Source organism: Kitasatospora sp. NPDC002543, from assembly GCF_053594915.1.
Genome location: NZ_JBSFWR010000027.1, coordinates 1 through 13407 on the forward strand (window position 1 = coordinate 1; position 13407 = coordinate 13407).

Here is a 13407-nt window from a genome sequence, read left to right on the forward strand (position 1 = left end):
TTCCCCCCCCCCCCCCTCTCCCTATATAAAAACCCCACCCCGGGGGGGGGGCCCCCCCCCCCCCCCCCCGCCACTGTCATGCATGCCGACTAGGGCGCCTCAGCACTCCACGGGGTCCCTGTCCACGATCAGAGCCACACGGTCTTCGGCTGGCGCACCGTCGCGCTGGACTGCCACCCGATACTCGCCTTGGAGGTCTCGAGGTATGGACACCGTATAGACAGTGCGTAGCACACCGCCAACGTCGACCGAGTAGCTCTTTCGTGCTGGAATATTTCTTCCCTGGCACGAAATTTGATTGATCGTCTCACCACTGGCCATCAACATGACCGACCACTGGCCATTGTGGAGACTACCTCCGAGAAAGGTTCCGACTCCAGGGTTCCGCCTCGCGGCAATGTCCGCGGATGGATCACATCCACGCGAGATAACCTTCGGTGACGCCGAACATATGGCACCAGTCTTCTCGGCCTGCCAGATCAGCTCCGGGCCGTAGCCGCTGTCGTACTTAGCGACCGTGAACTCGCCACCAGCCGGAGCATTGCCGTTCTCCTCAGCCAACTGCTGGATCTGCCGCATAGAGTCCTCTGGCATCGTCGACCCTGGAGATTCCCCGCCAGCCGATTCGGGTTTCACCAGCGCATCCGGCAGAACATCATGCCCACCATGTGCCCCAGTGCAAGCGCAGGCACCGAACAGCAGGCCCACGAGAACGGTACGAAGCTTCACCAAAAGCATCTCACGTCCCTCATCATCTTCTCCGATCAGCTGTCGATTTCCCGCCTAGAAGCGACCTCGAAACGAGTCGCTAGAGCTCATCGACGTCCCGAACCGCGCTGCGGTCCTCATAGATGACCTCCACCCAGTTGTGGATATAAGTGTTCACCCAGTCCTTCGACGTTACAGTTCCATCCTCGTGATAGTAGGTGGTCCGATAGACCCGCCGAGTGACCAGGGGCGACCACCCCGACAGGGTATTGGCTTTGACGTTCATGTTCTTCGTGATCGTCTTAGCCGTGGTCTTGCTTCCACCCTCGGTCTTGTCCTCCGAGTCCTCCTCGGTCCAGTCCCAGCTGGCCTCGCCGTCCACGCTCCCGAGCTCAACTGGCCCGACCTTGATTTTCGCCTCTGCACCACCCTTCATCTCATGGCCGGACGCCCTCTTCTTGCCGATCTGCCTGTTCCACTGCGTCATATCCGTGGTGGTCATGACCATGGTGCGCACACCATCTGTTGTGGCCCAATCGAAGTCCTTCCCGATCGTCTTGTCCGGGCCCATGGGATCCTGGGCCACGATCTCCGAGGAATGACCGATCACACCCTTCCCGCCATCGGGCACCGCCTGCTCCTTTCTGGGGCTGGGAAGGGTGTTCGTCAGCTTCTGCCTGACGTACTCGGCATAGCCCGCCTTGCGGAGCGGCTCCGACCTCTTGTTCTCCTCAACGATCTCGTTGTACCTCGAGCCCTTCCATTCGTTCTCATCAAGCTTGGTGCCCTTATTGGTGCAGTTGGCGAAGCCGCTCACGCACTCTTCCCACGCCATGCCCGTGGGGTCGGTCTTGTTGACCGGACTGTTGTTGCTGTAGGCGTAGGCGTTCCACTGCTGTGGGTCCTCGGGGAGGAGCAATGGGTCAGGGCTGAGGAAGCGGCCGGTGCTCGGCTGGTACTGGCGGGCGCCGAGGTTGGTGAAGCCGGTGGTGTCGTCCTTGAGGCCGCCGACGTAGCCCTTGTCGCCGGCCCAGGAGTTGGTCGCGCCGGATCCGCGCGCGACGCCGAAGGGATCGGTCCAACGGCGGGTCTCGGTGCTGGTGGCCGAGTCGATGGACAGGGTGCCGGTGTTGTGGTGGTCGGTGAACTGGTAGGTGAGCTTGGTCGGGCCCTGCCTGACCAGGGTGATCCCACCGGGGAGGGTGTAGTAGCGGGTGCCCGTGCTGGTCTTGTTGCCGGTGTCGTAGACGAGTTCGTCCCCGCCGCCGAGGTTGACCGTGACCTTGCCCGGGTTGCGGCGGATCACCTGGTTGCCGTCCGCGTCGTAGACGTAGCTGGTGGTGGAGCTGCCCTGCTTCATCGAGGCGAGCTTGCCCTCGGCGTCCCAGGTCAGCTCCGTGCCGTTGGCCGCGTCGACGGCGTTCCAGGTGGAGGTGCCCCACTTGGACACCCAGCCCGGCGCGTAGACGATGAACTTGCCGTCGTCCTGGACGACCGCGAAGTACTTGCTGTTCGCGCCGATCCAGGTCTGCGAGGACCACAGCGGGACGCGCTGCGGGTCGTAGACCACGAAGTTGCCGTCGTCCTGCATGGTCGCCCAGGCACCCGGGTGGTTCTGGGTGTTGGTCGACCAGGTCACCAGGCCGGTGCGCAGCGAGGTCAGCACGAGGTTGCCGTCGGTCTGCATGGTCAGCTGGGTGGAGTTGGAGCGCACCGACTCACCGGAGTTGAGCACGAAGCCCGCGCCCAGCGTCTTGGTCGCGCCTGGGTTGACGATCTTCGTGGTGTTCCCGGCCGCGTCGTACTGGTTGCTCCCGGGGGTGCTGCCGTTGTTCGGGAAGGTCGACTTCACCGTCGTCGGCACGTGCGGACCGCCGGTGCCGCCGCCCGTGCCGGCCGCAGTGGTCGGCGTGTTGCGGCTGCCCGGGGCCGGGAAGGCCTGGTCGACCGTCAGATCCTTCGACGTGTCACCGGTCGGGTTGTGCATGACCAGCTTGGTGCGGTTGCCGACCGCGTCGTAGGTGTAGTCCTGCCAGTACGCCGCACTGCCACCCACCGTCGTCTTCGCCGGCGCGACCGCACCGGCGGTCGGCGTCGCATTCGCACACGCACCCTGACCGGCCAGGGACGGCGTCGGCTGCGCCAACTTCCCTGTGTCCGACCACGCCGACGTCAGCCGGCCCAGGTAGTCGTGGGTGAAGCACTGCAGGTCGGTCGCGGCCGGGGTGTTGTTCGGGATCGTCCGGATCGCGGTGATCTGGCCCGCCGGGTTGTAGGCGTAGGTGGTGTTCTGGACGGTGCCGGTGGTGGCGGTCTGCTTGTCGACGTACTGGGTCAGCAGGCGCCCGGTCGGCTCGTCGTACGTGTTTGTCGCGACGATCTGCGTACCCCACGGATTCATCGTGGTACGGATGTTACGCCCGTAGGCATCCCAGTCCGCCTGCCGCAGATAGGTGTAGCCGGCCCCACTGATGTCGTTGAGCTCGCCGTAGGACTCGTAGTTGTAGGTGATCGACTCCTGGGCCAGGTCACCCGCCGCGGCGCGCCCGTCAGCGATGATGGAGCCACTGATCGGGTTGTACGCCGCCGTGTAGTCGAAGGTCGCCTGACCGGTCTTGCCGATCTCGCTACCGGGAATGGAGACGGTGGTCTTCGTCGGACGGTAGGCGGCGTCGAAATCGCCAACGGACTTGGTGTACGCCGCGCCCCCGGCACCACCGACGTAACGGGTCGAGGAACTGGCCTGCCCCTTGGCCACGGTGTCGTAGGTGTAGCCGGTCAGCTGGTTCGCCGGGTCTGTCGTTCCGCTGTACGTACCCGTCTTGCGGCCCAGCAGGTCGTACGTCATCGCGATCGTCTGCCCACGCGCGTCCGTCGTGGTCGCGACCCGTCCGCCCGCGTCATACGTACGTGTCGACACACCGGAGTCCGGGTCGTCGTTCTTCACCAGACGACCGCGCTGGTCGTAGGCCAGGCTCCAGCTGTTACCTGCGGCGTCCACCCGGGTCGCCGGCTGGCCATACGCGTTGTAGGTGTACGTGGTGACGTCGGCGTCGGCCGGATTGCCGGTCGCCGTCGGCGTCCGGTACTGCCACAACTGGGTGGTACGACCACGGGCGTCGGTGACCGTGCTGGTCGCGGTCGCACCGGTCGGCGGCGACACGTCGACCCGATCCGCCCCCGGGTACGCCGTGGTGTTCGTGGTCTGCAGCGTGCCCAGCGCCACGAACTGGGTGCTCACCGCGCGCCCCAGGCCGTCGAACTGGATCACGCTCACGCTCGGCACCTTCGCGCCGTCGGGGATCCATCGGGTGGTGTTCGGAGTGGTGGTGTCCTCGTAGTAGTTGTTGTACTTCCGGTTGACGCGCCCCTGCGAGTCGTAGAACGTGTCCGTGATCAGGCGGCCGTGGTAGGAGGAGACCGCCGGATCGTCCTGGGTCTGCACCAGGCGGCCCAGACCGTCCAGGATCTGCACCGACTTTCCGTAGGTCTTGCCGTCCGGACGCAGCGAGTTCGTCGTTGTGGTGGACGGTGACGACATGCCGTTGACGGCGTAGTCGTAGGTGGCGTTGGCGTTGCCCGCCGTGTCCTGTCCCGGAGCCCAGACCGCCTTCAGACGGCCGAGCCCGTCGTAGGTCTTGGTCACTGCGCGACCGTTGGGATCGCTCGTGGTGAGTGCCAGACCGCGCGCAGGGTTCAGCGTGACCGTGGTCGTGCGGGGAGTGCCCTCATCCGGCGCGCCGGCCGGAGCCGGAGTCCCGGTGACCACCTTGTTCGGCAACTCGCCCGGACTCGCCGGGCTGTACACGGTCGTCGTGGTCGCGCCGCCGGGGTTGGCCTTGTCGGTGACCGTCGGATCGGTGGCAGCCGTGGTGCGGCCGTACGTGTCGTAGCCTGCCGTGGCCTTGAGGACGTACTGTGCCGCCCCATTGGCGTCGTAGTGGTCCAGGACCTGGGTCCCGGTGGCCTCGCCCTTGGCTCCGGCACTGCCGAAGTCCTGGCCGTCGTAGAGCGTGCGGGTGCCGGAAATCGTGTTGGCCGACGACGCGTCCGCAGTGCAGGCGTTGGCACCGGAGATCACGAAAACCTCGGAGACCAGGCCGGTCATCTGCTTGTTCGCCGGGGCCGCGTAGCGGTAGCGGGTGCACACATCCGGCGTGCCGTCGGCCGTACTCAGCGAGGTAGTGAGCCGATTGTTGTTACCGGGGTCGGTGGCCGTCACGGTCGAGGAGGTGCGCGTACCGGTCGTGGTCACTGCCGTGGTAGTCGAGGTGACCTTGGTCGCCTGGTACCGGGCCACCAGGTCCGGCAGTCCGGTCCGGGTGCGCGTGGCCTTCGCAACGGGGGCCTCGTACGTGTTCACCGTGTACGAGAGCGGCGAAGCCGGATCGGCGGACACGTCCGCGTAGCTGTCCGTCTCCAGGATCTGGCCGAACAGCCAGTCGGAGTCGACCCGCCCGCCGCTCTTCACGCCCGCGACGGAAGCGGCCTTGGCCTTGCCGTCCGCCTTGTAGTCGCCGTCCATGCCCTGGTAGTAGCTGGTGGTCGACTTCGCCTGCGGCCCGTCCTTGCCGGAGCCGGTCACCGTGGTGACACTGGCGTAGCCGCGGAACTGGTCCCAGGTGCGGTAGTCCGACTCGACCAGCGCACTGTCGCTGCGGTGCCACCCGGCCGGACCGTAGGTGTACGAGGTCGTCGTCGCCACCGCGCCGGTGACCAGCTTGGCGTTCGGGTCGACGGTGACCGTCTCCACCGGATACCGCAGGAACCAGTCGTCCACCGTGGCCTGCACACCGGTGTCGAACCACTTCACCGGGAAGCAGCTCTTGTCGTTGTTGTCCGCCGCGGCCGGCATCCTCCCCGCCGTGCGCGAGCAGGACTCCTTGGCGTACGAGACCAGGATCGAGCCGCCGGTCTCGGTACTGATGACCGCCATGCGCGGGCGGTAGTACCGCGGACGTGCCGGCACCAGGCCGTCGACCCGGTTGGGCAGCAGCTCGTCGGCGAAGGTCATCTCCGGAAGCGCCTGCTCGGCCTGGCCGTTGGCGGTGTCCTTGCCTGTGCGCTTCACCGACTGCAGCCAGGCGATCGGCGCGTTGTCCGTCGCGTTCTGCGGCGTCTTGAACACGTGCTTCAGATCGTAGTGGTCCACGGGGCGGTACGAGCCGCCCGAGCGGATCGACGTCGTGATCCCGTTCAGCCACTTCGTCGACCAGTACGACGGGCTGAGATTGGTGCACGTCCCGGTGTCCGGGCACTGCTTGTCCAGCGGGGCGTCCGGCCAGTTCACCGCGTTCGCCGCTGTGCGCTGCGAAGGGTCGCAGGCCTTGGCATCCGCCGCCAGGCAGCGCTCCCCCGATTCGAAATCGATCTTCGACGCCGCCTGGTAGGTGCCGCCGGCGGTGAGCTGGTCGGACAACAGCTGCCCGTAGCCGATCGAGGCGAGCACACCACCGCGGGTGTACGACGTGTTCGCGCCCTTCCCACTGTTCTGGGCGCCTCCGCGCGCGTACACGTTGGTCTCGGGGGTGTAGGAGTAGGTGGTCAGGTTCCCGTGCGGATCGACCACGTAATCCAGGTTCCACCGCCACGCCGTCTGACACCAGGAACCCTTGCCCTTGGCCGCGTCATAGCACGGGTCACCCGCGTTCGGCGAGTACACCGGCACCGTCCAGGCCGACTTGCTCTCCGGGCCGACCTTACTCGGCGAACCATCGGCCGCCGGAAGCTGGTTGAGGCCGAAGTAGTAGACCACTCCCGCGGTGTCCGTCACCTTCAGGTACGAACCGTTCCAGGTGCCGTTGTTGGCGCCGGTCAGGAACTCGACCTTGGTCCCGTCGTCGTTCTTCAGGTGCCAGGTGCACTTCGACTGCTCGTCGACACCGTTGCCGGCCGTGCAGGAGGCCTCCGGAACGAGTTCACCGGAGTGTCCGCCCAGCGACAGCGTCAGGTTCGCACCACCCCAGCAGTGGTCACCGGACCCCGGGATACCGGCCTTGTCACACACCCGGTAGCCACGCTCGACGAACCCGGAACTCAGATCCCAGCCGTCACCGATCCACGACGCCTGCGCGTTCGTGGACGCCGTCTTCCCGTCCACCGACGCCGAGTCGTAGCCCAGCGCCAGCGTGGGAGCGGTACCTCCGAGGGTCGACGGGGTCACGATCGGATAGCTGTAGGTGAACGACCCCGAGCCGCCGCCCGCCGCCCATGCCTGGCTCGGCGACAGCGGCGTCGCGCTGTAGGTGCCGGTCCCGCTCGAAGGGGCGGCGGTGAGTGCCAGCACCACCTGCGCGGGAGCGGCGGCCAGTGCCGGCGCACCCGCGGACTTGGCCTGAGCGTGCTGCGCCTCGGCCGAGCCGTTCGCGGCCGCGGACAGGTCGATGTCCGCCACGAGCCGCTTGGCCTGCTCGTCGTAGTGCGAGGCGACCGGCGTGCGCACCTGGCAGCCGTCGGCGTCCGGCGTCGTCAACGCGCACTCCGGCAGGACCGCCAGCCCGGCCCGGTGCGCGAAGTCGCCACCGGCACCCATCGATGCCAGGTCGAGCCCCACCCGGACCTTCCCGGGCTGGGCCCCGTCGCCGTTCTGCGACAGCGTCACCAGCGTCGCCGACGCGCCCGCGTCCGGACCGGACCCCGGTGCGGCCGCGAGCTCCACCTGCACGGGCGCGGCGGCAGCCGCATCGCCCGCGCGGGCGACCGGAGCCACCCAGACCGGCAGGTCGCCCGCCTGCTTCGAAGCTCCGACGACGGGATCCCGCCCGTCCGCCGGCCCGGTGTTCCGGTCGGTCGGCGCGTCCAGCGTGACCGTTGCCGTGCCGTGCTTCGGCTGCGTCGCACTCTTCGGTGGCACCCAGTCCGGTGAACCGGTGCTCGGCGAGGACGACTTGGGCTTGTCCGCTGCTCCGGGCACCGAAGCCGTCCGCTGGAGCGGCGTGTTCGGCGGCGACCAGATCTTGCCCTTGCCTCCGTCCGCGGGGGCGGCGACCGCGGTACCGAGCGGCGCGGCCAGCATGCTCAGCACGGCAAAGGAACCGAGAATTGCCATTCGAGGCTTGCGCCACCGGGATGGGGGCTCACTCCATCCGGATTCACCGGGTGGTCTTTCTACTTCGGAAGACATTTTTTACCCCCCAAGAAGAGTCCGCGCCGCGGCTCGACGCGGACAGGATCTCGCAGGAGGGTAGGGGACAAACCATCCAATGGTCGAGCGACTTGAGGAAGGGCTGAGGGTGTGATCGATGTCACATTCAAGAAAATCGGCGAGCCCCCACCAAATCGGACACGCCTCTGAAAATAAGAAGTTGACGGTCCTTTGACCCCAGGCGGTAGTTTGCTGGGCGCCTCTGCACACATCCTTTGCAGAGTCAGATCCTTGTCCTGATCGGGCCCGATCGGGGCATCTCTCGTGGGGGTACTTCGCCATGCCTGCCGCTCCGCCCGGAGCTACAACCGGAGCAAGTCGTTCCAGATATCCGTCACGGACCGCTGTCGCCACCGCGGTCGGCCTCGCTCTGGCACTGACCTCGGTCGCGCCGTTCGCCTTCGCTGACGGCCCGTCGGCCACCATCGGCCTTCCTGCTGACGCCTCGTCCGCCGGTACCGCGGCCGGCAGTCCCTCGGCCATCCCGCCGGAGCTCGCGGCGAAGATGGACGCCGTCGACGCCGAACGCGCCGGCAACAGGCCGCCGATCAGCCCGACCGACCGGGCGATCGCCGAGGCGCAGAAGACCGGCGAGCCCGTCCCGGTCCCGGAGTTGACGGACGAGGTCAGCGAGACCGTCGCGACTCCGGCCGGCCACCTCAAGCGCACCGAGCACGTCGAGCCGCAGCGGGTGAAGCAGAACGGGGCCTGGGCGACGCTCGACGGCGCCCTCGTCCCGGACGGCCAGGGCGGCTACCGCCCGAGGACGGCGCTGTCCGGGGTGCGGCTGTCCGGCGGCGGCGAGGGCCCCTTGGGCACCCTGACCAGCCCCGACGGCGAGACCCTCACCATCGACTCGCCGTTCCCGCTCACCAAGCCGACGCTCGACCCGGGCGGCGAGGCACTGCTCTACCCCGAGGTCGCCCCCGGGGTCGACCTCAAGGTGACCACGTCCAAGTTCGGTGGGCTCTCCACCGTCCTGGTCGTCAAGACCGCCGAGGCGGCGAAGAACCCGGCGCTGAAGAAGGTCCGCTTCGGCACCCGGGGCAAGGGCGTGTCCGTCCGGGCCGACGAGGCCGGCAACCTCACCGCCACCACCGCCGACGGCACGTCCCGCTGGCACGCCCCCAGCCCGCAGATGTGGGACAGCTCGGCCGCCGCTCCGGTGGCGGCCGCCAAGTCGGCCCCCGCGCTGAGCGGTGCGGCGGGCGACGCCCCGAAGCCGCGGACCGAGGCGCGCAGCACCGCCGAGGGGCCGGGCGACGGCGCGAAGATCGCCACCATGTCGACCACCGTCACGGCCGACGCGGTCGAGCTGACCACCGACGACGCGGTGCTCGGCAAGGGCCAGGGCCCCTGGTTCATCGACCCGGCCTGGATCCCCGACCGCAACGTGGCCAACAACTGGACCTGGACCCAGGCCGCCTACCCGGGCAAGGCCAACATCGGTCGGACCACCGCCGGCGGGGACCAGTACGCGCGTCCCGGTGTCGGCTACCAGGGCTACCGGGTCGACAAGGGCATCGAGCGCTCGTACTTCCAGTTCGACACCCACTGGTACCGGGGCGCGATCATCAACCGCGCGACCATGTCGGTGTGGGAGCACGAGTCCTCGGACTTCTCCTGCACCAACAAGTACACCCTCGACCTCTACCTCACCAGCCCGATCAGCGACCAGACCACCTGGAGCAACCCGCCCGTGAACCAGGGCGGCCGGCTCGGCGAGGCCTCGGTCCCGGGCGCCGGTCAGCCGGGCTGCGGCGGCGAGTACCAGTTCAACTACGACGTGACCGGGGTCTACCGCTCCTACGGCACCTCCCTGGACACCCTCACCTTCGGGGTGTTCGCCCGCGACGAGTCCAACACGGCCGCGTTCAAGCGGCTCGGCTACAACCCGGCCGTCGAGATCGAGTACGACCGCGTCCCCAATGTCCCGACCGGCACCTTCGCCTCGCCCGCGCCCACCACGGCCGTGCCGTGGGCGAACAACCAGGGCTGCGGCAACGGCACGATGGGCTGGATGAACTCCGCGTCGGGCTTCAACGGCGCCGTCACCCTGAACGCGACGGTCAGCAGCCCGGTCCAGCAGTCGCTCTACGGCTGGATGGGCATCTGGGACTACGCCGACACCAACCGGGCCGACAGCGGTCAGACCCCCGAGGTGGCCAACGGCGGCACGGCCGCGTTCCAGGTCAAGCAGGGCCTGCTCCAGGACGGCCACGTGTACGGCTGGGACGTGATGGCCAGCGACGGGCTGGTCCAGCGCTCCGCCGGGAGCCCGCCCTGCCGCTTCGGTGTCGACCTGACCCCGCCGACCCTCTCCGTGCCGGACGTCAACTCCCTGCTGCCGGAGACCGAGCTCGACTACAAGCTCCCGCCGTCCGGCAACGGCCAGGTGACCAGGAAGCACGTGGGCCAGCAGGGCCTGGTGCCGTACACCGCGGCCGACCCGTCCCCGGGCGGCAACGCCTCCGGCGTGGTCTGCGCGCGCTGGTCCTGGGACCCGCAGTTCGCCGGGGACGGCTGGTACTGCGGCGGCGGCATCAGTGACGGCTTCCCCGTCACGCTCTCCCGCTGGGGCACCAACATCCTGTACATGCAGGTGATGGACAACGCGCGCAACGTCTCGCCGGTCGCGCAGTACGCCTTCTACGTGCCGTGGAACCCGGACGGCCCGCCGCCGGTCTTCGGCGACGTCACCGGCGACGGTGCCCCCGACATCCTGCAACCCGACCAGGCCGGCTACCTGCGCGCCTACAACGCGCCGGGCAACTCGAAGGTCCGCACCCCGGCCGTGGCGGCCGTCGCGACCCCGGCCGACGCGCCCGGCGGCAAGGGCTGGAACAACATCCAGATCGCCCACCGCGGCACGCTCACCGGCGGCAACAACATCGACGACGTGTTCGCCCACGCGCCCGGTGACCCGGAGCTCAAGCTCTACCCGAACCCCGGGAACACCGGTGTCTACGGCCGGATCGACAAGTCCGTGCCGATCGCCAAGCCGAAGTGCGTGAAGACCTCCACCGAGGACTGCTCCTGGCTGACGGCGGCCGGCTACAACGCCACCGACTGGTCCGGCACGCTGCGCATCGCCGCCCTCGGCGACCCGGTCTCCACCGACCTCGACCCGAAGCTGGGCTTCAAGAACAAGACCGGCCTGCTCACCGTCGAGAGCACCGACAACGGTGCCGACGCGGCCCTCTGGTACTACCCGGCCACCAACGCCAACACCCTGGGCAAGCCCGTCCGGCTGGCCGCGTCCGGGTGGAAGAACAAGGAGCTGATCACCCCCGGCGACTGGGCCAAGCAGGGCCACCCGGGTCTGTGGGCCCGTAACCTCGCGGCCGCCGCCGACGGGCCCAAGGACGACATCCTCGCCTACACCTTCGCCACCGGGACGGTCCTCGCGATCGACAACCAGGGCGTTCCCATCAACGACAGCAACGGCAAGCCGCTGCTCGTCCCGACGCTGACCCAGATGCTGCCGGTCGGCACCCGGATCGGCTGGGTCTCCACCGACACCTACCCGGTCATCGGCTCGGACGGCGACCTCACCGGCAACGACAACCCCGGCCTCTGGGCCCGGAAGACCGACGGGACCCTGGAGATCTGGTGGGGCCAGCCCACCACCCCCGGCAACCCCTCGGCAGGCTTCGGTTGGTTGGCCGGTCCCAGCCCGATCGGGAACATCTCGGTCGCCCCCCAGTGGTGGGCGCTCGACGGCACCGGTGACAGCAGCAGCACCAACACGCTGTACAAGAACGGCGGCGATCCCAAGGCCGCCTACCCCGCCGGGGCCGCACTCACCACCGACCACAACCGCGCGGCGAACAAGGCGACCGCATTCGACGGCGCGACGCTCTACCGCACCACCGCACCGGTCAACTCCGCTTCCAACACCCCGGGTTTGGACACCACCCAGAGCTACAGCGTCTCGGCCTGGGTGAAGATCAACAACACCGACAAGTACCAGACAGCGGTCTCGCTCACCGGCGACAACAACAGCCCGTTCTTCCTGCAGTACTCGACGGTCTTCAAGAACTGGGCCTTCGTCCTGCCGAACGGCGACAACGCGACCGACTGGTACGCCGCGTACGACCGCAATGCCGTCACCACCGCGACGGCCGGCCAGTGGACCCACCTGACCGGTACCTACAACGCCGCGAACGGCATGGCCACCCTGTACGTCAACGGCCTGGCCGTCGGCTCAACCAAGGTGGGAACCGCGTGGAAGCCCCCGGCGGGCAGTCTCAACATCGGCGGCGCCACGTACAACAACGGCGCCGCCGGCGACTACGTCAACGGCGCGATCGGCGACGTCCGGGTCTACCCGTACGCGCTGACCGACCCCCAGGTGAACACCGTCGCCACGTCGCAGTCCATCGTCCACATCCGCAGTGCGGTCGACAAGCACAAGTGCCTGGACAACTGGGGCAGCACCGCGGGCTCGCCGGTGGTGATCTACGACTGCTGGAACGGTGACAAGCAGCACTTCACCACCACCCGGGACAACCAGCTCAAGACCGTGCCGAACGGCCTCTGCCTGGGCACCCGGGACGCCAACGTCATCGACGGCACCCCGGTCGTCTCGCAGCCGTGCAGCAACTCCGGCGCCCAGACCTGGATCCGCCGCTACGACGGCACGCTCTACAACCCGGCGTCGAACAGATGCCTGGACCTACCCGTGTCCAACACTCAGAACACCACCGCACTGGCCGTCCGGCCGTGCGGGATCCAGGCGAACCAGCACTGGATCCTCGACAACGAGACCCCCGCGGGCGTGTAATCCCCCGGAGGCCGGATACCATCGCGGCCCCTCGCCGAGCGCCCTGCGCGTTCGGTGGGGGGCCGCCCTGCGGCAACCTCCTCGACGGCCCGTCGACGGCCTTCCCGGAGGTCGTCTATCACCCGTGAGCCCCGGCAGGGGCGGCGCCGGCCAGTACGAGGTCCGTACCGGAAACCCGCTCGGCTGCTCCCGCTCACCCAAGCCCGCAGCCGCTCAACTCTCCTCCCTGATCTTCGGGTTGACCGTACAGAAGTAGACCCGGCTGGCCTGCCTGTCGAAGTAGAAGCTCCCCGAGTACTGGGTCCGGGTGACCGACTCGTCGAAGGCCCTGCTGTGGAGCCACCTGGTCGGGTCGCCCACCTCGGCGGCGATCTCCTGCGGGACGCCGCAACCGATGGAGACCTCCTCCCACGTCCCCTTCCCCGTGATCTCCGCCAGCGTCGCCGGCTCGACCTGCGCCACCCCCTGCACACTCACGTCGGTCGGCCCGGGTACCCACGTCACGGAGTTCTGCGTCAGCACCCGGTCGACCCACATCGCCGCCGACAGCGAACCCAACTGCGGGAAACGGCGCGTCAGCGGTTCGAGGTCCGTCCGCACCTGCGCCGGAGTCGTGGCGACGGCAGTGGGCCGGCGGTCCACACCCTGCTCGGTGGCTGCCGTCTTCGAGCCGGCTCCGCAGCCCGTGGCAAGCAACAACGCGGCGGGAACCGACATCAGCACCCCGGTCGCAGCCCCACGCCGCCGACTCACCATCATGCGCTTCATA

At 68.3% G+C, this 13407-nt stretch carries 3 protein-coding genes; 1 reads left to right on the forward strand and 2 read right to left on the reverse strand.

Annotated elements, in window-relative coordinates:
• Nucleotides 1-808: 808 nt before the first annotated feature.
• Entirely contained in the window at nt 809-7756 is a 6948-nt protein-coding gene (locus ACWD4P_RS14400; RefSeq protein ID WP_449779807.1) for an RHS repeat domain-containing protein, read from the reverse strand.
• Nucleotides 7757-8357: 601 nt separating this feature from the next.
• Between ACWD4P_RS14400 and ACWD4P_RS14405 the strand changes: the two genes are divergently transcribed.
• Nucleotides 8358-12638, forward strand: a complete 4281-nt coding sequence (locus ACWD4P_RS14405; protein WP_449779808.1) for a LamG-like jellyroll fold domain-containing protein — start codon at nt 8358-8360, stop codon at nt 12636-12638.
• Nucleotides 12639-12851: 213 nt separating this feature from the next.
• On the opposite strand, the gene ACWD4P_RS14410 is transcribed toward ACWD4P_RS14405, so the two are convergent.
• Complete coding sequence (locus ACWD4P_RS14410) at nt 12852-13406, reverse strand: hypothetical protein (protein ID WP_449779809.1); 555 nt, start codon at nt 13404-13406, stop codon at nt 12852-12854.
• Between the last annotated feature and the right edge of the window lies 1 nt (nt 13407).

Excerpts from the sequence above, each read along its gene's own strand:
- ACWD4P_RS14405 (WP_449779808.1), top strand. The coding sequence starts at position 8,358 with ATGGACGCCGTCGACGCCGAACGCGCCGGCAACAGGCCGCCGATCAGC.
- ACWD4P_RS14410 (WP_449779809.1), bottom strand. The coding sequence starts at position 13,406 with ATGAAGCGCATGATGGTGAGTCGGCGGCGTGGGGCTGCGACCGGGGTG.
- ACWD4P_RS14400 (WP_449779807.1), bottom strand. The coding sequence starts at position 7,756 with ATGGCAATTCTCGGTTCCTTTGCCGTGCTGAGCATGCTGGCCGCGCCG.